Origin of the sequence: Pseudooceanicola endophyticus (assembly GCF_018760365.1) — a bacterium.
GTDB lineage: Bacteria > Pseudomonadota > Alphaproteobacteria > Rhodobacterales > Rhodobacteraceae > Pseudooceanicola > Pseudooceanicola endophyticus.
This window is the reverse complement of the sequence record NZ_JAHIAB010000019.1, coordinates 42,346-66,713: the sequence shown is the minus strand read 5'-3', so window position 1 is coordinate 66,713 and position 24,368 is coordinate 42,346. Positions and strand designations below refer to the sequence as shown.

At 64.1% G+C, this 24,368-nt stretch carries 19 protein-coding genes; 11 read left to right on the top strand and 8 right to left on the bottom strand.

The features are described from left to right. Positions 1-244 precede the first annotated feature (244 nt). Positions 245-1,039, bottom strand: a complete 795-nt coding sequence (cysQ, locus tag KM176_RS23085; RefSeq protein ID WP_160896889.1) for a 3'(2'),5'-bisphosphate nucleotidase CysQ — start codon at positions 1,037-1,039, stop codon at positions 245-247. A 343-nt stretch (positions 1,040-1,382) separates the two neighbouring features. Here cysQ and KM176_RS23080 point away from each other — a divergent pair, with 343 nt between their 5' ends. Beyond that, the gene (locus KM176_RS23080; protein WP_160896890.1) at positions 1,383-3,098 is read left to right on the top strand and encodes a bifunctional sulfate adenylyltransferase/adenylylsulfate kinase; all 1,716 of its coding nucleotides are present in this window, start codon (positions 1,383-1,385) and stop codon (positions 3,096-3,098) included. Between the two features lie 249 nt (positions 3,099-3,347). After that, on the top strand, positions 3,348-3,692 hold the full coding sequence (locus KM176_RS23075; protein WP_160896891.1) for a VanZ family protein: 345 nt from the start codon (positions 3,348-3,350) through the stop codon (positions 3,690-3,692). Positions 3,693-3,695: 3 nt separating this feature from the next. Here KM176_RS23075 and KM176_RS23070 read toward each other — a convergent pair whose 3' ends face one another. Together KM176_RS23070 and KM176_RS23065 are read right to left on the bottom strand one after the other, a co-directional pair. Then, positions 3,696-4,706: a ParB/RepB/Spo0J family partition protein gene (locus KM176_RS23070; RefSeq protein WP_160896892.1), complete on the bottom strand. Its 1,011-nt coding sequence runs from the start codon at positions 4,704-4,706 to the stop codon at positions 3,696-3,698. Between the two features lie 187 nt (positions 4,707-4,893). Next, complete coding sequence (locus tag KM176_RS23065; protein WP_160896893.1) at positions 4,894-6,273, bottom strand: AAA family ATPase; 1,380 nt, start codon at positions 6,271-6,273, stop codon at positions 4,894-4,896. A 424-nt stretch (positions 6,274-6,697) separates the two neighbouring features. On the opposite strand from KM176_RS23065, the gene KM176_RS23060 reads away from it, so the two are divergent. After that, a complete protein-coding gene (locus tag KM176_RS23060) occupies positions 6,698-7,726 on the top strand; it encodes a replication initiator protein A (protein ID WP_160896894.1) in 1,029 nt (342 codons plus the stop codon). 5 nt (positions 7,727-7,731) lie between these two features. On the opposite strand, the gene KM176_RS23055 is transcribed toward KM176_RS23060, so the two are convergent. Beyond that, positions 7,732-8,640, bottom strand: a complete 909-nt coding sequence (locus tag KM176_RS23055) for a hypothetical protein (protein WP_160896895.1) — start codon at positions 8,638-8,640, stop codon at positions 7,732-7,734. Further along, positions 8,637-8,903, bottom strand: a complete 267-nt coding sequence (locus tag KM176_RS23050) for a spike base protein, RCAP_Rcc01079 family (RefSeq protein WP_160896896.1) — start codon at positions 8,901-8,903, stop codon at positions 8,637-8,639. Before KM176_RS23050 ends, KM176_RS23055 begins: the two co-directional genes overlap by 4 nt. A gap of 270 nt (positions 8,904-9,173) precedes the next feature. Here KM176_RS23050 and KM176_RS23045 point away from each other — a divergent pair, with 270 nt between their 5' ends. The 4 genes from KM176_RS23045 to KM176_RS23030 are packed head-to-tail and all read left to right on the top strand — an operon-like array spanning position 9,174 to position 13,795. Continuing rightward, positions 9,174-10,400 (top strand): glycosyltransferase, encoded by a 1,227-nt coding sequence (locus tag KM176_RS23045; protein WP_236045435.1) that lies wholly within the window; start codon positions 9,174-9,176, stop codon positions 10,398-10,400. Then, complete coding sequence (locus KM176_RS23040; RefSeq protein ID WP_160896897.1) at positions 10,400-11,707, top strand: lipopolysaccharide biosynthesis protein; 1,308 nt, start codon at positions 10,400-10,402, stop codon at positions 11,705-11,707. The genes KM176_RS23045 and KM176_RS23040 overlap by 1 nt, the downstream gene beginning before the upstream one ends. Further along, complete coding sequence (locus KM176_RS23035; RefSeq protein WP_160896898.1) at positions 11,704-12,918, top strand: glycosyltransferase; 1,215 nt, start codon at positions 11,704-11,706, stop codon at positions 12,916-12,918. The genes KM176_RS23040 and KM176_RS23035 overlap by 4 nt, the downstream gene beginning before the upstream one ends. Further along, positions 12,911-13,795, top strand: a complete 885-nt coding sequence (locus tag KM176_RS23030; protein ID WP_160896899.1) for a sulfotransferase domain-containing protein — start codon at positions 12,911-12,913, stop codon at positions 13,793-13,795. The genes KM176_RS23035 and KM176_RS23030 overlap by 8 nt, the downstream gene beginning before the upstream one ends. Before the next feature lie 17 nt (positions 13,796-13,812). Here KM176_RS23030 and KM176_RS23025 read toward each other — a convergent pair whose 3' ends face one another. After that, positions 13,813-15,114, bottom strand: a complete 1,302-nt coding sequence (locus KM176_RS23025; protein WP_160896900.1) for a hypothetical protein — start codon at positions 15,112-15,114, stop codon at positions 13,813-13,815. Next, on the bottom strand, positions 15,114-16,157 hold the full coding sequence (locus KM176_RS23020; RefSeq protein ID WP_160896901.1) for an acyltransferase family protein: 1,044 nt from the start codon (positions 16,155-16,157) through the stop codon (positions 15,114-15,116). The genes KM176_RS23025 and KM176_RS23020 overlap by 1 nt, the downstream gene beginning before the upstream one ends. Positions 16,158-16,482: 325 nt before the next feature. Here KM176_RS23020 and KM176_RS23015 point away from each other — a divergent pair, with 325 nt between their 5' ends. The 4 genes from KM176_RS23015 to KM176_RS23000 all read left to right on the top strand — a co-directional run bounded on the left by KM176_RS23015 (position 16,483) and on the right by KM176_RS23000 (position 23,399). Next, positions 16,483-17,922 carry a mannose-1-phosphate guanylyltransferase/mannose-6-phosphate isomerase gene (locus tag KM176_RS23015; protein ID WP_160896902.1) on the top strand — a complete coding sequence of 480 codons (1,440 nt, stop codon included), beginning with the start codon at positions 16,483-16,485 and terminating at the stop codon, positions 17,920-17,922. An 11-nt stretch (positions 17,923-17,933) separates the two neighbouring features. After that, a complete protein-coding gene (locus KM176_RS23010) occupies positions 17,934-19,100 on the top strand; it encodes a nucleotide sugar dehydrogenase (protein ID WP_160896903.1) in 1,167 nt (388 codons plus the stop codon). Positions 19,101-19,287: 187 nt separating this feature from the next. Further along, a complete protein-coding gene (locus KM176_RS23005) occupies positions 19,288-21,408 on the top strand; it encodes a GumC family protein (protein ID WP_160896904.1) in 2,121 nt (706 codons plus the stop codon). 170 nt (positions 21,409-21,578) lie between these two features. Next, on the top strand, positions 21,579-23,399 hold the full coding sequence (locus KM176_RS23000) for a glycosyl hydrolase family 28-related protein (protein ID WP_160896905.1): 1,821 nt from the start codon (positions 21,579-21,581) through the stop codon (positions 23,397-23,399). A gap of 361 nt (positions 23,400-23,760) precedes the next feature. On the opposite strand, the gene KM176_RS22995 is transcribed toward KM176_RS23000, so the two are convergent. After that, complete coding sequence (locus KM176_RS22995) at positions 23,761-24,066, bottom strand: hypothetical protein (protein WP_160896906.1); 306 nt, start codon at positions 24,064-24,066, stop codon at positions 23,761-23,763. Between the last annotated feature and the right edge of the window lie 302 nt (positions 24,067-24,368).

Genomic DNA, 24,368 nt, shown 5'->3' with positions numbered 1-24,368 from the left:
CAAGCTTCGCCACCCCCATCGGCTACCAGACCAACACCCTGGTCTACGGGCCCGGCGGCTACCGCTTCTCGGATTTCCTGAGGATCGGCATCCCCCTCAACCTCTCCATGGGCCTCATCGTCTCCGCCGCAATCAGGGTCCTGTGGCTGTAAGCTTTGGCGCAGAAGACAAAAGGGCCGCCCCCCGGGGCGGCCCTTCGCATGTCGACAGATGTTTCGCGCGCGAAACACGAAACCGGGGGGCCTCAGGCCTCTTTCAGATCGACGCCCGGCGCATAGGCGATGAAGAACGGGTTGGCATAGCCTTCCTTGCCGTAGACCAGCGGCTGGTGATCGTCGAAACGCACCACGTCGCCGCCCGCGCCCTTCAGCACCGCGTGACCGGCGGCGGTGTCCCATTCCATCGTGCGCCCGACGCGCGGGTAAAGATCCGCCTCGCCGGTGGCGACCAGGCAGAACTTCAGCGAGGAGCCGGCGCTGGTCATGTCGCGGGCCTTGTACTTGGCCAGGTAGTCGTCGGTCGCCTGGTCGCGGTGGCTTTTCGAGGCCACGATCATCAGCGCCTCGTTGTCGGGGGTCGAGACCCTGATCGGCTTCAGCTCTCCGGGTTTCTCGCCGAAGGGGCCCATCTCCTCAACGGTGGAACCATCCGCCAGGGTGAAGAACATGCGCTTGCGCGCCGGGGCATAGACCACGCCGCGGGTGGGCGTGCCGTTCTCGACCAGCGCGATGTTGACGGTGAAATCGCCGCGGCGGTTGACGAATTCCTTGGTGCCATCCAGCGGATCGACGATCAGGAAGGTCGCGGCGCTTTCGCTGTGGGTGGCGGCCTGTTCCTCGGTCACCAGCAGCACCTCGGGGAAGGCGGCGCGCAGACCGGCAGAGATCAGCGCATCTGCCGCCTCGTCAGCCTCGGTCACCGGGCTCGCATCCGACTTGGTCTTCACCTCAAAATCGTCGGCCTCGTAGATCTCCATGATCTTCGTGCCGGCTTCCAGCGCCAGGGTGCGCATCACAACGGTCAGTTTTTCGTAATCCAAAACGGGCTCCTGTTGAAAACGTCCGTACAAAACGTCCGGGCGGCCCCCTCCGCAGAGGCCCGCCCCGATGCCGGAAACCTATCCGACATCTCCTTCGCAATGAAAAGGAAAACACCCCGGAAAGCCGCGCGGCGCCCGTCTTTTCCCCCTTCCCGGAGCCACGTGACCCGGAACACGCCATGGCTGTCTGCTAAGCGGATGGAACACGTTCCCTCCCGGGGGCCGGTTTTTTCCCCCGCCCCGCCCCGGCGGTACTTGCGCTTCCGGGACCGGACCGTCTAGGTCACGATTGCGATAACCTTTAAAGCGGCCCGTCCGCCATTCTAAGCAGCAAGGTTTTATAATGCCGACGCATGATCTTTCTCCCATTCCCGAACTATTTGTTTCCTACGACTCCGCCCAGAAGCTGAAAGTCGAAGCAGGCGAGCTGGTCAGCTGGGATCTGACCCCGCGTCAGATCTGCGACCTGGAACTGCTGATGAACGGCGGCTTCAACCCGCTGAAGGGCTTCCTGACCGAGGCTGACTACGACGGCGTGGTCGAGAACATGCGCCTCGCCGACGGCTCCCTCTGGCCGATGCCGATCACGCTGGACGTGTCGGAAGCCTTCGCCGAGAAGCTCGAGCCCGGCCAGGACATCGCGCTGCGCGACCAGGAAGGCGTCATCCTCGCCACCATGACCGTCACCGACAACTGGGTGCCCAACAAGGCCCTGGAAGCGGAAAAGGTCTTCGGTGCCGATGACCAGGCTCACCCGGCGGTGCACTACCTGCACAATGTCGCGGGCAAGGTCTACCTGGGCGGCCCGGTCACCGGCATCCAGCAGCCGGTGCACTACGACTTCCGCGCCCGCCGCGACACCCCGAACGAGCTGCGCGCCTATTTCCGCAAGATGGGCTGGCGCAAGGTCGTGGCCTTCCAGACCCGCAACCCGCTGCACCGCGCGCACCAGGAACTGACCTTCCGCGCCGCCCGCGAGTCCGAGGCCAACCTGCTGATCCACCCCGTGGTCGGCATGACCAAGCCCGGCGATGTCGATCACTTCACCCGCGTGCGCTGCTACGAAGCGGTGCTGGGCAAGTACCCCGCCTCCACCACCGCGATGTCGCTGCTGCCGCTCGCCATGCGCATGGCCGGCCCGCGCGAGGCCGTCTGGCACGGTCTGATCCGCAAGAACTACGGTGTCACCCACTTCATCGTCGGCCGTGACCACGCCGGCCCGGGCAAGAACTCCGCAGGCGAGGACTTCTACGGTCCCTACGACGCCCAGGAGCTGTTCCAGGCCCACGAGGAAGAGATGGGCATCGCCATGGTGCCGTTCAAACACATGGTCTACGTCGAAGAGCGCGCCCAGTACGAGCCCAACGACGAGATCCTCGACAAGGACAAGGTCACCATCCTGAACATCTCGGGCACGGAACTGCGCCGCCGCCTGCAGGAAGGCCTGGAAATCCCCGAGTGGTTCTCCTTCCCGGAAGTCGTCGCGGAACTGCGCAAGACCAAGCCGCCGCGCGGCAAGCAGGGCTTCACCGTCTTCTTCACCGGCTTCTCGGGCTCGGGCAAGTCGACCATCGCCAATGCCGTCATGGTCAAGCTGATGGAGATGGGCGGCCGCCCGGTGACGCTGCTCGACGGCGACATCGTGCGCAAGAACCTCTCCAGCGAACTGGGCTTCTCCAAGGAGCACCGTGACCTGAACATCCAGCGCATCGGCTACGTCGCCTCCGAGATCACCAAGAACGGTGGCATCGCGATCTGCGCGCCCATCGCCCCCTATGCCGCGACCCGCCGCATCGTGCGCGACGCGATCGAGCAGTACGGCGCCTTCGTCGAAGTCCACGTCGCCACCTCGATCGAGGAATGCGAGAAGCGCGACCGCAAGGGCCTCTACAAGCTGGCCCGCGAAGGCAAGATCAAGGAGTTCACCGGCATCTCGGACCCCTACGACGTCCCCGAGCACCCCGAGCTGCGCATCGAGACCGAAGGCACCGACGTGGACAACTGCGCCCACCAGGTGATCCTCAAGCTCGAAGCCATGGGCCTGATCGCCGCCCACTGAGGCCGGCCCGATCCGCTCCGAAGACAGCAACGCCCCGGTCGCAAGGCCGGGGCGTTTCGCATCCGATCCGGCCCGTCCCGGGCCGGGCCTCCGGAGGGGATATTTTCGGCCAGATGAAAGAGCCTGCCGCGCGCCCCATTTTCTTGTTTCAAGTACCTCGGGGGAGTCTCCGCAGGAGCGGGGGCAGAGCCCCCTTACCTCCTCATGTTTCGCGCGCGAAACATTTTCCGATCTGCACGAGGATCCTCCATGTCACGCCCCACCTTCTCCCTGCTGCTCACCACCGCCCTGGCCCTCGCCGTGCTCAGTGCCGCGCTCGCTCCCAGTCCCGAAGAGGTCTCGCTCTATGGCATCGACAAGGTGAAGCACGCGGGCGCCTTCGCCGTCCTGACCTTGCCCACGGCCCTTCTGGCCCCGCGCCTGCTGCGCTGGAGCCTTCCCGGACTGCTGCTTCTGGGCGGTCTGATCGAGATCCTGCAACCCTGGTTCGGGCGGGATCGCAGCGTCTACGATGTCTGTGCCGATGGCGCGGGGATCATCCTGGGCCTGCTGCTGGCCCGCGCGCTCCGGAAGGGCCTCTCCCGGAGCGCCTGATCGTCAGCGCCGCTTCAGCCAGGCCTCCAGCGCCTTGCGCAAATCTTGATCCACCCCCGGGCCGCTCAGCACCAGGCGGCCCGCCTCGGCGTCATAGGACAGCGCCACAGCGGGTGGGGCGGGGGCCTTGGCAACTGGCGCCTTCGCAGCCGGCGGGCGGCGCAGTAGGATCGCCTGCTCGGCCTCGGCAGTCTCCGGAGAGGCCGCTTCCAGCGCCTTTCTCAGACGCGCCGCCGCCCCCCTCTCCTCGGTCAGCCGCTTGGCCAGCTCCAGCCCCAGCCGCTCGCCGATGGCGGTCGGGAAACGCAGCGCACCGTCCAGGCAGTCGACCACCACGGTGAAGCTGCGGATCTTCGAACGTTTCGCGCGCGAAACATTTGCGAAGAGCCCGCGCAGAGCGGCACCGACCTCCGGGTAGACGCCCTGCTCGACGGCCTTCATGGCGATGCGGGCGCGCTCATAATAGCTGAGGCCGACCCGGATCTCGTTCTCCTCTACCATGGCGACATAGGCATCGGCGGCGCTTTTCGGAGCACGCACCAGGGCCAGCACCCGGTCGAATTTCTGATCCTCCCGCGCCAGCCGCCCGAGCGCCGCCAGCCGCCGCCAGCCCGAAATCAGGCCATAGCGCGGCACGGCGCCGGCGCCGCGGTCCACCACCTCGATCGGGGTCTGCTGGCCACGGGCGCGCAGGCTCTCCACCAGCGCCTGAAGCTCTTCCTCGTCGGCGATGATCCGGTCGCGAACCATGTGCCCGCTCTCGACTTCGGAAAGCGCCAGGACCTGCACCAGGCGCCCCTCGTCACGGGCCTGCTGAAGGGCATCGGACAGCTCGCTCAGCGCGGCCGCCGCCGAGGCTTCGGCGGCAACCTCCGCGATGGGCGCGCGGGACCGGGTACGGGTCTGCGCCACGCCCATCGGGAAAGCCGACTTGGTTTCGAGCGGGGCCGCTTCCTCCTCGGGGCCTCCGAGGAAGGTCGGGTTGGCGGGGGTCAGGCGCCTGCGCTTGGCCATGCGGGGTCCTCCTTGAGAGATGCACCTGTCGGGTGCAAATGTTTCGCGCGCGAAACGGCCCTTCGGGCCGAGCCTCCGGCGGGGATATTTTCGGCCAGATGAAAGAGCCACAGGCTCCCTGTCATCTGGCCATAAATATCCCGAGGGAGTCCCCGGAGGGGACGGGGGCAGAGCCCCCCTCCCGCTCTCATTCCGCAGCTTCCCGGGCGGCCAGTTCGTCGCGCCGCCAGGTGCCGATCAGCAGCCGCTTGAAGGCCGCGTAGGTCTCGTCGAAAGTGGCGCGGCCGCGGGCATAGGTCTCGCGGTTGAAGTCGCGGTAATCGGCCTCGTAGATCCCCGAGACCTGCTCTCCGGCCTGACCGATCAGCGCGGTGAAGTCCTGCCGCTCGGGGACCAGGACCTGGCCCAGATAGGCCTGCATCAACGCTGCCAGCTCGCCCTGCTGGGCGCCGTCGTAGCGGGTGATCACCGCGCGCACCGCGTCCCATTCGAACGCAAGCTCCTCGCGCCCCAGGGCGCGGGCGGCGATGTTCTCTCCCTCCTCGATCGAGGCGAAGGTCGAGTGCAACATGTCGAAGAACCGCCCCGTGCTGTCGAACTCCAGGAAGGAGGCGCCCATGGGTACCAGCAGGATGTCCGCCGCCGACAGCCCGTTGATCGTCAGGTAGCCGAGGGCAGGGGGGGTATCGAGGAAGATCACGTCGTACTGGTCCAGCACGCCGTCGGCTTCCAGGCTTTCGGTCAGCGCCTCCCAGAGCTTCCAGCTGCGCGCCTGCATCCGCCAGACCGGGATCTGGAACTCGGACCAGTAGAGGTTCAGCTGGGCGCCGATCAGGTCGATATTGGGCCAGTGGGTCTTCTGGATGAGGTCGGCGGCCTTCACCTCCAGCGCCTCGCTCAGCGTGTCGTCGAGCGGGATCGGCGGGTCGCCTCGATCCAGCCGGCGCTGGTTCTCCTGGCGCAGGTGTCGGGCGTAGTGGCGCGCGAGCAGCGGGAAGACGGTCTCGAATTCATCCTCCACCGCGCCGCCGAAAATAGAGGTCATGGAGCCCTGGCTGTCGAGGTCGACGACCAGCACCTTGTAGCCATCGAGCGCTGCGGACATTGCCAGATGCGCCGCGGTCGAAGTCTTGCCGACGCCGCCCTTGAAGTTCGCCACCGCGACCATCTTGGCAGGCAGCCCCTCGGGTCGGTAGGGGAGGTATTCCTTGTTCTTCGCCCCCTCGGCGGCGAAGTGCGCGCGCAGGCGCAGCACCTCGTCGAGGGTGAACCACTTGGCACCGCCCTCTGTCTCGGACCGGCCCTGGGGCAAGTCGGGATTGGCGCGCAGCACGCGGCGGAAATGCGGGGTTGCGACCGGGATCAGGTAGCGGGTGATCTCCCATGTGGAGAACAGCCGGAGCGATTTCCGGCCCGCCTCGTCCAGTCCGCGGGAAGCGAGATCGCCGCGCCCGCGGGCGCAGGCCTCGGCGATCTCGGAGAAGCGGGCGGTGGAGAAGGAGGGGCCCAGGTCCTTCAGGGCCCGGTCCGGGTCGATGTTGAAATAGGGGGGCAGTGCCTCGCTCATTTCACCCTCATGTGCTGCATTTCCCGGAACATACCACGAAAGGCATCACATGAAACAAGGATCGGCATCTGATTCCCATTTTCTTTGAAAAATAACAGCTTTCCAGCCTAGGAAACGGGCGGGTCGGGGCATCCTGCATTTTTCCCGAAGTGTTAGATATGTGTTATTTATAGTGTTAAGCGATGTCATCCCCTTTGGATCTGCCTGTGAAACATGGAGGAATTTCGCCTGTCGGGAAGAGGAGTGAATCTGAACCCACGATAGGGCGACTCTGATCCCACGTTGTGGTGACTCTGAACCCACGATCAGGAGACTGGACCGGGGGCGGGGGGCGCTCTAGGTTCGGTGTCAATGAAACCACGAAAGATCCTGGGGGTGCCGCTGGCACGATCCGGGGCGCGAGCGGGCAGTACAGGACGGGCGCATGGCCGGAGCGATCACGGCGGGGCAGGGGGCAGGACCTCTGCTGCCGCAGCCACATCCGCAGGTGGATTTCTTCCTCTGCGACATCTTCGATGCCATCCCCAAGGATGACATGGCGACGATGGAACATCCCATCTTCAGCCTCTCGACCCGGCCCGACCGGCGCATCCTGAGCTACGAGCATCGCGGTGCCACGATCGAGGTCACGCCCTCGATGAAGGGGCTGGCCACGATCCACGACAAGGACATCCTGATCTTCTGCATCTCCCAGCTGATGGCGGGGATCAACGCGGGGCGCGCGGTCTCGCGCACCCTCACCCTGCGCGCCCACGACCTGCTGGTCGCCACCAACCGCGAGACCAGCGGTGACGCCTACCGCCGGCTGCGCGAAAGCTTCGAGCGGCTGGCGGGGACCCGGATCACCACTAACATCGTCACCGGCGACGAGGAGGTCACCACCGGCTTCGGGCTGATCGAGAAATGGGAGATCGTGAAGAAGAGCCGCGGGGGCCGGATGGTCAGCGTGACGGTGACGCTCTCGGATTGGCTGTTTCGCGCGGTGCTGTCGAAATCGGTGCTGACGCTGTCGCGCGATTACTTCCGGCTGAGGAAGCCGCTGGAGCGGCGGATCTACGAGCTGGCGCGCAAGCACTGCGGCAAGCAGGAGAGCTGGCGGATCTCGGTCGAGCTGCTCTTGAAGAAGTCGGGCAGCGCCTCGCCGCGCCGGGTCTTCCGCAAGATGATCCGCGACATGATCGAGGGCGACACCCTGCCCGATTACGAGATCTCGGAAGAGCCCGGCGACATCATCCGTTTCGACCGGCGCGGGGTGCTGGTGGATCCGGGCGCCGATGCTCCGCCGCTTTCGCCCGAGACGCTGGAGGCCGCGCGCCAGATCCTGCCGGGCGCCGACGTCTACGCGCTGGAGGCGGAGTGGCGCAGCTTCTGGGCGGTCTCGGGCCGACCGCGGCTGCGCGCGGCCGACCGCGCCTTCCTCGGCTTCGTGAGGAAGAAGGCCGCAGCCGGCTAGAAGGCTCAGGGCAGGTCGTGCAGCAGGTGGTACTTTCCGGCCGGCAGGGTCAGGGTCCCGGAGACGGCCTGGAGGGTGACCTCGCCATCGCTGCGCACCGCGCGGAATTGCTGGTCGGTGGCCAGACCGTAGAGCGCGGTCGACAGGATCAGGGTGTCGGCGGCCCGGGCCTGGCCGGTGGCATCGCTCAGCACGTAGCTGCTGGTGTCGGTGCTCGGGCGGTACCAGGGCAGGACGAAGTCGATGACGGAGCCGGGCTCGACCCGGATCAGCATCCGCTTGGAGTTCGCAGGTACCGAGGCCATCGTCGTGTAAAGCGCGAAGCCCGAGGAGGTGATCGAGGCGCTCTGCTCTCCGGCAGCGCCATCGACGCGCACAACGTTTTGCGTGCCCGACCCGGAAACCTTGCGCGCCCAGGCCGAGGCAAGATGGGTCTGGGTGCCGGCCGGGGCGCTCTCCAGTACGCAAAAGACGTAGCTGGCATTCGCACTGTTGTTGATGCGGTAGGCATAGGGGCCGGTCAGCTGCCGCAGCCCTGCCGTGGAGAGTGCCGCACTTGCATCGACCAGAGACAGCACTGCGGGGCTCGCGGCCGACAGCTTGGCGTTCAGGGTCGGGACCGTGTAGACGTGGCAGATGTTGCTGGCACTGGCCTCCAGCAGCAGGGCGCGCCGACCGCCGGGATAGGCGAAGCGCGGTTCGTTCTTGCGCGCCTGCAGCAGCACACCGTTGCGGTCGGTCTGGCTGGCCAGGCTGGCCCGCTGCAGGGGCAGGGGCAGCTCCGACAGGTAGCCGGTCTCGAAATCCCAGACCATCCGGGGAACATGCCCGGCATAGGTATAGGCGTTCAGCTGGCCTGACGCGCGTCCGAACCGCGGTGCCAGGGCGCCCAGGGACAGGCCGGTTCCGATCATGGCTGGACCAGCGCGTGGATGCCGGTGGCGGTGGTGCCGGTGGCCAGCACCCTGCGGACACCGACGGGCAGGATCGAGAAATCCGCCACCGTCACCGTCCGGGTCTGTTGCTGCTCGGTCAGCAGGACGATCACGCCCCCCTGCTCCACGTAGAGGCCGCAGGCGACATGGGTCAGATCCAGGCTGTCGGAGGGGGTCACCGGAAGAAGGTCTCGGGCCGGACCGTTCAGGGACATGGCTCGGCCGCTGAAGGGATTGCTCATGGGGGGTCCTGTTCTCTTGGAGGGGCGGTTGTGCAGCCGAAGGGCCGCGGCACGGAGGCGACCTTCTCAATAGAACATGTGGAAACTCTTTCCCGACAGAACGGTGGGCCTCTGCCTTCTGACTAGGCAGACAGGGTCGGCAGGGGGAACCGGGGCCTGCCGATCGGGGGGGAAGTTGCCGGAGCCGGGCCGGATACCCATTGCAACATGGGGTGCATGTCTTATGAGTGGAGGCATTGAGAGTTATTTTTATATAGGCAGATCATTTGAATGACTGATCTTGGGACCGGAGCCGCCATGTCGGCGGAGCTTGCAAGTGTTCAGGCTGGGGCACTCGATGTGGGGATCGTGCATGACTGGTTCCCCGGCATTGCCGGCGGGGAACGTGTGGTCGAGCAGATGGTCCAGGCCTTCCCCCAATCGAAGGTCTATTCGCTGTTCGACTTCCTGACCGAGGCCGAGCGCCAGGAGATCGTCGGCTCCCGGACCATCGAGGTCAGTCGCCTGAACCGCCTGCCGGGGGTGAAGAAGTACTATCGCTACCTGCTCAACCAGTGCACCCGCGCGATCGAGGAATTCGACGTCACCCATCACGACGTGGTGCTGACCTCCTCGGCGGCGCTGGCCAAAGGCGTGCTGACTGCCCCCGGCCAGCCGCATGTGGCCTATATCCATTCCCCGGCCCGCTATGCCTGGGACCTGACCCATGAATACATCAACGGGCTGGATGGCCGCTTCGGCGCGCTCAAGCGGCACATGGCGCACCGCATGATGCACAAGTTCCGCCTCTGGGACATGCGCACGCCGCCCTCCATCGACCTGATGCTGGCGAATTCGAAATTCATCGCGCAGCGCATCCGCAAGGTCTACGGGCGCGACTCCCTGGTGGTCTATCCGCCGGTGAAAACCGATGATTTCACCCTGGGCACCGCGCCCAAGGAAGAGTTCTACCTGACCGCCTCGCGCATGGTGCCCTACAAACGCATCGACATGATCGCGGCCGCCTTCGCCGGCATGCCCGACAAGAAGCTGGTGATCATCGGCGACGGTCCCGAGATGCACCGCGTCAAGGCCGCCGCCGGTCCCAATGTCGAGATCCTGGGCTACCAGAGCTTCGACGTGCTGCGCGACCACATGCAGCGTGCCAAGGCCTTCATCTTTGCCGCCCAGGAAGACTTCGGCATCATCCCGGTCGAGGCCCAGGCCTGCGGCACCCCGGTGATCGCCCTGGGCCAGGGCGGCACCGCCGAGACGGTCAAGGCCCTAGATCATGCCGACAAGCCCACCGGCGTCTGGTTCCAGAAGCAGGAGGTCGCGGATCTGCAGGATGCGGTGAAGCGCTTCGAGGCGGCGCAGGACAAGTTCGACATGGACACTTGCCGCGAGAACGCGCTGTTCTTCGGCGCGGCGCGCTTCCGTCAGCAACTCCAGGAGCTGGTCCTGCGGGGCAACGAGATCGGTTACGACGCGCTGCTGCGCGACACCCGGGGGCAGTGATGGCCTCTCCTTTGATGCGCCGCCTGCTGCGCGGCGGGATCATGGCGCTGATCATCAAGGTCGGCGCCGCGGGGTTCCAGTTCCTGATGTTCCTGATGCTGGCCCGTGCCATGGGCAAGGCGGAATACGGTCTCTTCGGTTTCGGCTTCTCGCTGGCCACGCTGCTGGCGGTGGGCGGCAGCTTCGGCCAGCGCATGCTGTCGCTGCGCTTCCTCGGCATCTATGCCAGCGAGGACAAGCCGCTGCTGGCCGCCGGGGTGATCCGCAACGGCTTTCGCATCGTGGTCGGCGGCACGGCGGTCGTGTCGCTGCTCTGTGCGCTGGTCCTGCCGGTCTTCAAGCCCGGCCTCGACATCGGCTTTCTGCTGCTGACCGGGGTCTTCGCGATCATCCTGGCGCTGGCCGAATACTTCTCCTTCGTGCTGCGCAGCTACGGGGGCATGACCCTGTCGCTGGCACCGCGCGACGTGATCTGGCGCGCCCTGGTCACCCTGGCGGCGCTGCCCTTCGCCTTCGGGCTGCTGCCGCAGATGAATGCGGCCTGGGGCATGGTGATGATCACCGTGCTGCTCTTCATCTGCATTTTCGGGCAGACCCTGATGCATGCCGCAACCCGGCCCCATGCGCTGCTGCGCGCGCCCGCGCAATACGAACACAAGCGCTGGCTGCAGGCGGCTTGGGGTCTCTGGGGCACGTCCTTCGTGCAGATCGCGGCGCCGAACCTGACCATCGTCATTCTGGGTCTGCTGCTGAGCCCGGAGGAAACCGGCCCGGTCTTCGCGGCGCTGCGCATCGCGGCCCTGCTCAACCTTTTCCTGCTGGCGGCCAACATGGTGGCCTCGCCGCTGATCTCGCGCTTCTATCACGAGAAGAAATTCGCCGATCTGCAGCGCACCTGCACCGCCATCGCGGTGCTCTCCAGTGTAACGGCCGGGCTCATCTTCGTCCTGCTGATGTTCGAGGGACGCTTCTTCCTGAACCTCTTCGGCCCGGGCTTTGCCATGGCCCATCCCGAACTGGTCATCGTCGCGGCGGCCTATGTGGTCAACACCCTGACCGGCCCGACCTCGGCACTGCTGGAACTGAGCGGCCACGAGCGCGCGGCCTTCCGGATGATCACCATCACCAACGTGATCGCCATGGCTGCCATGCCCTTCGCCACCTGGAGCTTCGGCTCTGTCGGCGCGGCCTGCTGCCTGGCCTTCTCGATCATCGGCTGGAACGTGCAGGCGGTGGTCTACGCGCGTCGCAACGTCGGCGTTGATCCGTCCGTTTTCGGACTTTTCTACAAGGGACGCGGTGCATGACCAGATCGCTGAAGATCGCCATCCAGTGCTTCAACTACGCTCCCCATACGCTGGGCGGTTCTGAGCGCTCGGCCCGGGACCTGGCGCAGGGCTTCAAGGCCCGCGGCCACCAGGTGCGCGTGGTGCTCTCGGACGGCTCCAAGCCCTATCCCGAAAGCCTCGACGACATTCCGATCGACATCGTCGAGGGCCTGCCCGTGGGGAAAAGCCCGCTGCATGGCGGTGAGCGCAGCTTCCCCTCGCGCATGGCCTGGATCATGCGCAGCGAAACCGACCCGGTGCTGCTGGCGCGCGCCCTGGCCTATCTGCGCCGCACCCGCCCCGACATCATGGTGATGAACAATCCCGCCGGGCATGGCTCGGCGATGATGGCGGCGGCGCGGATGACCGGTACGCCGGTGGTGCCGATCATCCGCGACTACGGCTGGTACTGCGCCTTCGGCGTGATGATGCGGGGCACCCAGCCCTGCGAGGGGCTGTGCAAGCCCTGCCGGACCTTCTCGGCGGGGCGGCGCAAGCTGCTGCGCGGCCTGCCCAAGGTGGTGGCGATCTCCGAACACGTGGCGCGGCTGACGCGCGAGGTGCTGGGGACCGACAACACCCATGTCATCTACAACGCCGTGCCGGATGTCTTCCTGGACACCCCGCGCCCCGAGACCCCGCGCGAGGGGCCACTGGCCTTCGGCTATCTGGGCCGGCTGCATCCGACCAAGGGCGTGACCGAGCTGATCGAGGCCTGGCAGGCCTCGGGGCTGGCCGCGGCCGGACACCGACTGCGCCTGGCGGGCGACAACCTGGGCGTCAAGCTGCCCGAGGATCCCGCCGCCCATGGCATCGACGTGCTGGGCCGGCAGGAGGCGATCCCCTTCCTCGACAGCCTGGACGTGATGTTCCTGCCCGCGCTCTGGCATGAACCCTTCGGACGCAGCGTGGTCGAGGCCCTGGCCCGCGGCCTTTTCGTGGTGGGCAGCCCGATGGGCGGCATCCCCGAGCTGATCCCCCCCGAGCGCGGCATGATCCCCGAACGCATCGATGTGCCCTCGCTGATATCGGTCATGCAGAGCATCGCCGCCGATCCGGCGCGCGTGCGCCAGACCCGGGCCACCGATCCGGTGCCCGCGCTTGCCCGCTTCCGCTCCGAGCGGATGATTTCAGAATACGAAGCCCTTTTGCTTTCCCTCGCCCGCCAGAAGGAAGACGTCCATGCCTGATACCCTGACCGCCCTGCGTCTGCCCGATCTCTACATTTGCGGCTTCACCAAATGCGCGACCTCCTCGCTGCACGACTGGCTGGTCCAGCACCCGAAGATCAGCGGCGGCTTCCAGAAGGAGCTCGAGTTCCTCTACGACAGGGACAGCTACTTCTACCGCCCCGAGTGCAATATCCATGCCCAGGGTCCGGAAGGCTATGCGGCGCTTTTCTCGGAGGCGCCGGAAGGTGCGCTGTGGCTGGATGCAACGCCCGCCTATGCCCATCATGAAACCGCCCGCCTGACCATTGCCGGCATGGAGAACCGCCCGCCGGTGGTCTTCGTGACGCGCCGTCCGGTGGACCAGATCTCCTCGACCTACCACTACTTCTCGAACAACAAGCTCTACATCGATCCCTCGATCACCATCGAGCGCTTCTTCGAGATGGTGATCGACGGCAGCGCGAGGACCGCTTTCGAACAGGATCACCTGAAGCACGCGCTGGACTGGGCCTGCTTCGATTACTGGCTGGCGCTGTGGCGGCGCGACCTGGGCGAGGACCGGGTGATCCATCTCGAGATGCGCGAGATGCTGAAGGATCCGGCGGCTGCGGTGAACGGCATCGTCGCACGCCTGGGGCTGGACCCTCTGGCGGCGCTGGATCAGGGCGGGGCCAACGAGACCTATTTCGTGAAGAATCGTGGCCTGCAGAAGCTGAACACTATGGTGCGGGGCTTCATCCCGAAGGGCGCGCTCTATGACACGGCGCGCAGCCTTTATCGCAAGATGAACACGACGACCGGCAAGCCGGAACGCAGCGCGCATGAGGAGGAGCTGCGCGCCGCGCTTGCACAGGCCGTGGAAAAACGCCAGGCCGAGCTGCTGGCGACCCTCTAAGACCGTGTTGCGGCGCGCTAGCGCGCCGCAACCTGCTGCCGGGCGGACAGCCTGGTCCGTGACAGGAAGCATATCCCCCAGATCGGGATGCACCACAGGATGATCCTCGGGATGATCTGAATGATCGAGCCTTCGGGCGCCACGATCAGGATCATGACGAAAGAGGTCATGATGGACAGCGGATGCTGTCGTCCCATCTTGCGGAAACCGTTGTGCGCTGCGGTGAGCAGGAGCCCGTAGACGACCCCGCCGATCGTGACCCCCAGAAGGCCGAAGTTGACCAGGTATTCTCCGGGGCCGCCGACCGTCCAGCCATTGACAGCATCAGGTTCGTACCACTGACGGAACCACTGACCAATCAGCAGGGATTCAGGCTTGCCCGGCCAGAGGAAGCGGGGAACGGACATGTACAGGCCATTCATGAAATCCGCCCCCTCCCGGGAGTTGCGTGAGGACAGGAAGTCCTGGACCACCAGCATGAGGGAGTCGAAGCGCGTCATGTGAAGGGACACGGCCGTGGTCGTGGCCAGATCCCGGGACATCGCGACTTCCCAGCTGCCGGCCAGTTCCGCGAGCCGGTAGATGTAGAGGAAGGTCGCGCTGCCCAGCAGGAGCGCCCCGAGCACGACGAAGCTCAGCAGCGATTTCCCGGTGATGATCCCGTTCTTGGACACCATGACCAGCATGACGCCGGACAGCAGCACGAAAGGTTCCAGTCGGCTGCCCCAGAGCGAGAAGATGAAAAGGTCGACGAAGAACATGCCCGCGAACAGGAGCGAGGGCAGAAGGCGCCGGGCGCCCTGCCATTCCCCCAGGAAGGTCGTCGCGGAGAAGAAGGCCCCCAGGCCGACGATCTGGCGGACGCCGAAGGTCCCCTGAAGATCCTTGCTGATCTTGGAGGCGTAGAGCACCCCCTGGATGGAGCCGTATTTCATGTACAGCTGCAGGCCGATCGGAATGGAGACCAGGGTGAACACGATGGCTGCCAGCATCACGAGCCGGTCGATCTTGGGTCCCACGCTGGGATAGACGCCGGCCCCGAACATGCCCTGAGAGCCAATCAGGAACATGACGGTCAGCAGGGCGGTCAGCACATACACCAGAGCATAGGCCAGGGCGCCGGTGGCCAGGACATCCGGCTTTCCGAAAAGGGCCGGATCGATCAGGTTGGCGCCCAGCAGCAACATGCCGGGGCGCACAACATAGATCAGCGTGAAAAACATCAGACTGATGATGAGTGGAGCAGAGCGCAGTTTGATCGCAATCCGGAAGAAGAATGCGACGGCAACGGTCATGACGCACCACGCGAGGAAGAACATTAAGTGCGCTCCGCGGCTTTCCTGGACATGAAGCTGCTGCCCAGCCCGTTCAGGGCCTTGCGGGACGGTTGTTCGACCAGGTGGTAGGAAAGATAGCCCAGCAACAGGGCCGGAATGATGAAGAGGGGCGAGTAGTAGATGGGCAGGTCTTCCTTCAGGACGTGGAAGATCTGCTGGTACAGGTAGACCGAGTAGGAAATCTGCCCAAGCAGGATCAGCTTCGGCTGTTCGAAGATCTGGCGGACCACCCAGCCGGGCTGGGCCTCGTGGGCCCGTTGCTCCAGCGCCAGCAGCAGCAGGCCGGTCATGATCGTCCCGAGCGTATACTTGATCGGATCGGCCACCACGGAGGCGAACTGAACGGTGATGATCGCGGCAAAGACGACGAGCATGGCATCACTCATCTTGGCAATCTGGTTCACGAAGGGCAGGCCGTATCGGCGGTGGTAGATGTATCCGAAATATCCGCAGAACAGGGAGGCGGCCCGGACATCGGTGCGCCAGTAGACTTCATAGAAGCCCAGGCCCTTGCCCCAGGTCAGCCAGGCCCCGTGAAGGAAGCCGAACAGGATGATGAGGCCGCTCACCAGCAAGGAGGCCGGGATCGACCGGCGCAGGACAAAGGCCAGAATCCCCAGGACGATGTAGGAGTGCTCCTCGATGGCGAGGGACCAGGTGTGGCCGAAGACGGGCTGGCGTTCCGCAAACGTGAAAAGGTAGTTTGACCACATGGTCAGCACCGAAGTGTACTGAAGACCCGTGACATCGAACAGACCGGCCTGCGACAGAAGGAAGACAACGGCGACGAAGACATAGAGCCCCGGGATCACCCGGGTGAAGCGGCGCCAGTAGAATGTCGGCAGACGGGCTTCGTTGAAGACGAGGATCTGCGCCATGAGGCGCCCACTGAGCAGGAAGAAAAGCTCGACCCCGAGACGGGCGATCTCGGATCCGGGGAGGGGGACGAAGTGGCCGAAGAGGACCAGGCTCACCGCCATGCCTCGCCAGCCATCGAGAAGTTCAATGCGCTTCTGTAATGCCATGGTGAAATACTCTGTGTGATGAAAAGGGGCATCGAAGATCTGCCCGGCCCTTTTCTTATAGGAGCAGGGGTCGTGCGACCGCAACCAAAGGCGGGCCAAACGATTTTGTCAGTTTCGAGAACTGCGGACCGGCGCATCCTTCTCGGGCATAAGAACGGCAGAAAACCGCTGTTCGGGAGCGGGCTCTGCCGCTTTGCGCTGCATCGCAGCAGTGTGAGGGACAATCCGGGACTCGATATGAGACCGTCGGGGCGGCAGGGGTTGAGCCTGCCCTATTCCCTGCTAACAGTACGCTAGACACATTTTTACTTATGGGTTTCTCAGGATGGCATTCTCCACCATTACCCCCGTCCTTTTGTGCGGCGGCTCCGGTACGCGTCTCTGGCCGCTTTCGCGCAAGAGTTATCCGAAGCAGTTTGTGCCGCTCGTGGGGGAGGAAACCCTCTTCCAGGCATCGGCCAAACGTCTGGCGGGACAGGACAACGGACTAGATTTTTCCGCACCCATGGTGCTGACCAATTCGGATTTCCGCTTCATCGTCACCGAGCAGCTGCAGGCCATCGGCATCGACCCCGGTGCCATCCTGATCGAACCCGAGGGGCGCAATACCGCCCCCGCGATCCTGGCCGCCGCGCTGCGCGTGATGGACACCGATCCCGAGGCGGTCATGCTGGTCGCGCCCTCGGATCACGTGGTCCCCGATGCCGCCGCCTTCCATGCCGCGATCCAGGCCGGCCTGCCGGCGGTCGAGGCCGGTGATCTGGTCACCTTCGGCATCACCCCCACCCGCCCGGAAACCGGCTACGGCTACCTGGAGCTTTCCGCCCAGCCCGAGGGCAGCGCCCCGGTGAAGCTGTCGAAATTCGTCGAGAAGCCGGATGCCGAGAAGGCCAGCGCGATGCTGGACGCCGGCAACTACCTCTGGAACGCCGGCATCTTCCTGTTCAAGGCGAAGGACATCGTCGCCGCCTTCGAGACCTTCTGCCCCGATCTGGTCGGCCCGGTTCAGGCCGCCGTCGACGAGGCCAAGACCGACCTCGGCTTCCTGCGCCTGGCGCCCGAGGCCTGGTCCAAGGCCGAGGACATCTCGATCGACTACGCGGTCATGGAAAAGGCACCGAACCTCTCGGTCGTGCCCTTCACCGGCGGCTGGTCGGATCTGGGCGGCTGGGACGCGGTCTGGCGTGAGGCCGGCCCCGATGCGAACGGCGTCGTGACCTCGGGCGAGGCCACCGCGATCGATTGCACCAACACCCTGCTGCGTTCGGACAGCGACAACCTGGAAGTCGTCGGCATCGGCCTCGACAACGTCATGGCGATCGCGATGAACGATGCGGTGCTGGTCGCCGACATGTCGCGCGCCCAGGACGTCAAGAAGGCGGTCGACGCGCTGAAGAAGAAGAAGGCCTCCCAGGCGACGCATTTCCCCAAGGATCACCGTCCCTGGGGCTGGTTCGAAAGCCTGGTCGTCGGCAACCGCTTCCAGGTCAAGCGCATCATGGTGCATCCGGGCGGTTCGCTGTCGCTGCAAAGCCACTTCCACCGTTCCGAGCACTGGATCGTCGTGGAGGGCACCGCCCGCGTCACCTGCGATGACGAGGTCAAGCTGGTGACCGAGAACGAGTCGATCTACCTGCCGCTGGGCTGCGTGCACCGCATGGAAAACCCCGGCCGCGTGCCGATGGTCCTGATCGAGGTTCAGACGGGTGCCTATGTCGGCGAAGACGACATCGTGCGCTACGAAGACATCTACGCCCGCAGCTGAGAGGACAGAGCATGAAAATCGCAGTTGCAGGGATCGGCTATGTGGGCCTGAGCAATGCCGTCCTTCTGTCGCAGAACCACGAGGTCGTGGCGCTGGACCTGGATGCCGGCAAGGTCGCACTGGTCAATGACCGAAAAAGCCCGATCGTTGACACAGAAATCGAAGAGTACCTGGCCACGAAGGATCTGAACCTCGTGGCCACGACGGAGCCCGAGCAGGCCTACGCCGACGCCAAGTACGTTATCGTATCAACTCCGACGAACTACGACACCAAGACCAACCATTTCGACACCCGCAGTGTCGAGGCGGTGATCAAGGACGTGAACCGGATCAACCCCGAGGCCACCATCGTCATCAAGTCGACGATCCCCGTGGGCTACACCGAAAGCGTCAACGCACGGATGGGGTGCACCAACGTCATCTTCAGCCCCGAGTTCCTGCGCGAAGGCAAGGCGCTCTACGACAACCTGCACCCGTCCCGGATCGTGGTGGGCGAGCAGAGCGAGCGTGCGGAAATCTTCGCCGGTCTTCTGGCCGAGGGCGCGATCAAGGACGACATCCCGACGATCTTCACTGGATCGGGCGAGGCCGAGGCGATCAAGCTGTTCGCCAATACCTACCTTGCCATGCGGGTGGCCTACATCAACGAGCTCGACAGCTACGCGATGGCGCTCGGCATGGACAGCCGCTCGATCATCGAGGGCATCGGCCATGATCCGCGGATCGGCAACCACTACAACAACCCCTCCTTCGGCTATGGCGGCTATTGCCTGCCCAAGGACACCAAGCAGCTTCTGGCGAACTACACCGCCGTGCCGCAGAACCTGATCCGGGCGATCGTGGATGCCAACACCACCCGCAAGGATTTCGTGGCCGAACGCATCATCGCGCTGGAACCGAAAGTCGTGGGCATCCACCGCCTGGTGATGAAGGCGGGATCCGACAACTTCCGCGAAAGCTCGATCCAGGGGATCATGAAGCGGATCAAGGCCAAGGGGATCGAGATCATCGTCTACGAGCCCGCCCTGCCGGAGGAGAGTTTCTTCAACTCCCGGGTGGAGCGTGATCTGGAGGCCTTCAAGGCCGAGGCCGACGTGATCGTGGCGAACCGCCGTACTTCCGATCTTGCGGATGTTGCGGGAAAAGTGTTTACGCGTGACCTTTTCGGGGCCGATTGAGTGCGGGGCTTAAGCACAGTGCGGCGCAGCCGGGTCCCGATTGTAACGAACGTGGCCCGCGGGCAGGGGGGGACCTTCCTGAAGCCAGCTTCCCTTCTGCTTCCTGTTATGTCCAGCGGCCTTATGAGTAGCTCTTGAGATGAACCAAAACTTTCCCAACCGCCTCTCCAGGGTCGGAGCCGACGCCATGAAGAAAGCTGAAGCCGCTGTCGAAGACAGCTCGATCGACTTTTCCGGAACCATGAGTACCCTCTGGAGAGGGAAATGGATCATCCTGGGATGCATCGTGGCCTGCATGCTCCTGGGCGCCTACCAGGCCTATTTCCGGGCTACGCCGCTCTATGAATCCTCCTCCGTGGTCATGCTGGAGTCGCGCCAGGAACAGGTCGTCGATCTGGAAAGCGTGATCGGCGGCCTCTCGGCCGATGCCTCTGTCATCAATACCGAGGTCCAGGTTCTCAAGAGCCGCAGCCTGCTGGGCAAGGTCGTCGACAAGCTGAAGCTGACGGAAGATCCGGAATTCAACACCACGCTGGTCCCCAGCGGGTTCCTGGGATCCGTCATCGGCGGGATCAAGAAACTGATCCCCGGTGAATCCGATCCGGCCAATGGCATGAATGACAAGACCCATGCGGAAGTCATTCGGGATGCGACGGTCTCGGAACTGCTCAACCATCTGACGGTGCGCAACCTGGCGCAGTCGCTGGTCTTCGAGATCAAGATCGAGACCACCAGCGCCCAGAAGTCCAAGTTGATCGCCGACACGATGGCCGATCTCTACATCCAGAACCAGCTCGAGGTGAAGTTCGACGCGACCGAGCAGGCCACCAGCTGGCTGACCGACCGCGTGAGCCAGCTGCAAACCGAGCTGGAAGCGGCCGAGAGCAAGGTCAACGACTTCAAGGGCAAGACCGATGTCATCAGCCCGGATGCGCTGGCCGCGATGGATCGCCAGCTGAAGGATACCCGGGAACGCATCACGAATACCCAGGATTCCCTTGCGGCGAACCAGAAGACCATGGCGGCGGTGCAATCGGCGCAATCGCCGGCGGACAAGGCTGCGGCGCTTGGCGACGACCAGCTGCAGCGCATGGCGCAGAATCTGGATCAGGACGGCGTGCAGGCAGCCTTCGATACCCGCTTCCAGCAAGTGTTCACCCGTCTCCAGGTCTCGGTCCTGCGCGACCAGAGCCAGATCAAGACCCTGCAGGCCTCGGAAGCCGATCTGCAAAAGCAGATCAACAGCCAGAGCGCCGATCTGATCACCCTGCAGCAGCTGACCCGCGAAGCGGATGCCAGCCGGATGCTGTATGAATACTTCCTTTCCCGCCTGAAGGAGACTTCGGCGCAGCAGGGTATTCAGCAGGCCGACAGCCGGGTCCTGTCCCACGCGGTGATGCCGCGCATGCCCTCCTCGCCGAACAAGAAGATGGTCCTCGTGCTGAGCGCCCTCCTCGGGTTCTTCGCCGGCGTGGCCTTCGTGCTGCTGCGTGAAGCGCGCAACAACACCTTCCGGAATGCAACGGATCTCGAACGCTACACCGGCTACGCGGTGCTGGGGCAGGTTCCGATCATCCCGGCTCGGCGGCGGAAGGACTCGATCCACTACCTTGCGGAGAAACCGACCTCCCAGGCAGCCGAGGCGATCCGGAACCTGCGGACCTCCCTGCTGCTGTCCAACGTCGACCAGCCGCCGCAGGTCATCATGACCTCCTCCTCCTTCCCCGGAGAAGGCAAGACGACGGTCTCCCTGGCGCTTGCACAGAACTTCTCGGGGATCGACAAGAAGGTCCTGTTCATCGAGGGCGACGTGCGCCGCCGCATGCTGAGCCAGTATGTCGAGATGAAGGACCATCCCGGCCTGATCTCGGTGCTGACCGGCAAGATGCCCCTGCGCGAGGCAGTGTTCCGCGACGAGACCATCAATGCCGACATCCTGATCGGCGAGGAAAGCTCGAGCAACGCGGCCGACGTCTTCTCCTCGGCGCGCTTCACGGCGCTCATCGAGGAAGCGCGGAAACTGTACGATTTCATCGTCATCGATACGCCGCCCGTGATGGTCGTGCCGGATGCCCGGGTGATCGCACAGAATGTCGATGCCGTGATTTTCGTGGTGAAGTGGGACAGCACCCATCGTCCCCAGGTGGTCGATGCGATCAACCAGTTCGAGACCGTCAACCGCCCTGTCGCGGGGGTCGTTCTGAACCAGATCAACACCCGCAAGATGATGAGCTACGGCTACGGCGGCTATGGCGCCTACGGCGGCTATGGCTACCACAAGCAGGCCAGCAAGTATTACAACAACTGACCTTACCTGAAACGGGCCCCTCGGGGCCCGTTTCGCATTGCGCCGGACCCTCCCGACAGGGGTCGGGAGGACCGTCCGGAGACCTCAGCCGACATTTACCAAAAGCGGGGACCCTCCCAGCGGAGACCGTGCGCAGATTGCGGCACGGCGTGCGTCTTGTGAGGTCCGCCATGGCAATTATTTACTCGTCATCCGCATCCTATTCGAAGGACTACCCGTCCTTCCGCCTGCTCGATGGGCGCTTCGCCATCAACTTCAAGGATCCTACCGCGCTGCTGAACAGCGAGTACCCGCCCTTCGGGGAAGGCAACCTCTGGGAGTGCAACGGCTACCGCTACGAGGAGGCCTCGGTCGCGGCGACGGACTATCACGTGAAGACGGTCGGGGGCGTCAAGCTGTACGTCGTGACCGACGGCCTGCAGGAGATCAATGTCCGGGCCTTCGGCGTGACGGGAGACGGCATCACCGATGACGCCCCGGCCCTGAACCGGGCCATCGAAGTCGTCCAGAACTCGAGCGGCATGCTGGTCGTGCCGCCGGGGGTGTACCGCTATGGCTCGGAACTACAGATCACCGATGCGCTGATCTTCCGCGGGGCAGGGCTGCGGCGTACGATCTTCCAGCCGATGGACGGGTATTCGGGCTGGTTCATGAGCATCACCGAGACCAATTTCGTGGGGTCCTCGAACAACGGACCGGTCGTCAACCTGAGCAAGGACGGATCCGGCGTGCATCTGATGGACTTCTCCGTCCGCTCGTCGCGCGATCTCAACACTGGCGCCCAGCATGGCATCCGCTGCATCGGTCGCAACGACCGCATGCGCTGGCGCAATGTCTATGTTGAATGCCTGGAGGGGACGCATTTCTACTTCGGCTTCAGCAACGGCACGAATTCGGAGGGCAATCCGGCCGCCTCCTACATCCGCGAATGTGATTTCTACAACATCGAAAGCCGGGGCGGCGGCAACAGCTCGACTGGCAGCCCGGCTATCGTGTTCAACAGCTATGGCGTGGGAGATGCGACGAACCTGTGCAACTTCTACGGCATGCGGATGGTCTATCCCTATGCGGTCGGGATCGAGTTCCGCAATGACTCCACCGGCCAGGCCGTCCGGCGCCTGAAGTTCTTCGGGCTCCTGCTGCATGGCCCGGGCAGCACGGGCATCACGGCCACGGATCCGCTGATGCGGCTGCGTGGCCGTGTCAGTCAGTGCGATTTCTACAGCCTGCAGGGCAACAGCACGAATGCAGGTCAAAGCGCCATCCGGATGCAGGCCGAAAACGGCTACATCCCGCAGGGGCACCGGTTCTGGGCCGACATTTCCTCGGGATCGGGCGACACGTTTGATATCGACGGCGCCAAGGACATCTACATTTCCTGTACCGGCCTTGCCGGGGCGGGGGTCGACTTCACGGTCGGGGCCAACGTGGCCGGCCCGATCATCATCGACACCATGGGACAGGTTCCCACGACCTCGTTCCATGCGAATACGGCACATCACGTATCCAGCCTGCAGACCGGAAACGCCGCATTGCCGGCCCGGTTGGACAAGATCATCCTGGGCGGAGAAAACGACAGTCCCCACATTACCCATGGCGATCTGGCTCCTGAAGGCCAGATTTCGGCCCCCGTCGGATCGCTTTATGTGCAGACGTCCCAGGACACGGACCGGGACAGCGATAGCCTTTACGTGAAACGAGCAGGGACGGGATCGACGGGATGGGAGAGCGTCATGCTGGCCGTCGGCGGCGGCAACAGCTCCAGGCCGGTCACGCCCACACCCTACCAGTACTATTTCGACAACAACTACAATCGCCCCGTCTTTGCCGATCAAAATGGCAACTGGATTGATGTCTCGACCTGGACGACCACAAAGCCGACCAGCCAGAGTTCGACCGGACGGGCCGGGCAAGTGGCAGCAGACAGCAGCTACATTTATGTCTGCGTTTCCGCAAACAACTGGGTCCGCTGCCCCAGCACCCCCTGGTAGGGACATCCGGTGCCGCTTTTCGGCTTCGTTTCGAAGGGCGGCACCCCGACAGGCAGCACATGGCAAGAGCGTGATCACGGGCACATGTGCAGGGGGCGTTTTATCGACGCAATCAGGCTGCCTTCCACGCCTGCCATGCTATTAAATTACATAATGTTAGTTATAATATGATTTTTACTCCAGCTAGTAGGGTCTTCCTGCCGGAATATCCACAGACGCGGAGGCCGCCCGCGTGTCAGCGCAGGATCGCAGAGCCGTCGCGTCGCGGAACAGGCCTGACACCGCCCCTTCCCATCTGTGCAGCCAGAAAAACCCGCGGTCCTGGCCCCTGGGGTCTGCCCCCAGAGAACCCGGAACGGGTCTAATGGGTAATATAGGTACTGTAGGGCAACAGGATCCTGTCGCCGGACGAATTCGTCCCTGCGACGGTAATGATATATTTTCCATTGCTGACGATATAGATCCTGATCAGCTCGGACTCTCCGAGGCCCATGTTCTCGGCTGCGGTAAAGGCCTCGTTGATCGCCTCCCCCAGTCTCCCCCTTGCAATGACATGACCACCGATGATGGCGACACTATTCGGCTGATCCGCTTCGGCAACCGTTGGGCCCAATGTGACGAGGCAGGAGAGAAATGCGCAGAGTCTTCCGGAAACGGATAGGTTCACAACGGCCTCCATAAAAGAAAGGGAATTTATGTGACCCCCGGGGTCGACATTTCCCATTTTCCCATAATCCACCGAGGATTGCATTCAAAAAATAAAATACCGTTTCAATGGCATGGCGTTTCCATGACATTAATCGGAAGGGTTGCAAGGCCAGCCCCAGCAGGCCGACCGCCTGCCGTGCGATGCGCGCGATGGCGCGTATGTGACAGGGCAGACGACTTTTTCGGAACGACGATTTGCCCTACCCTTCTGCCATTCTTCCTTCGGGCTGCCCCGGCCCGTCCGGGCAGCCCAGCCTTACA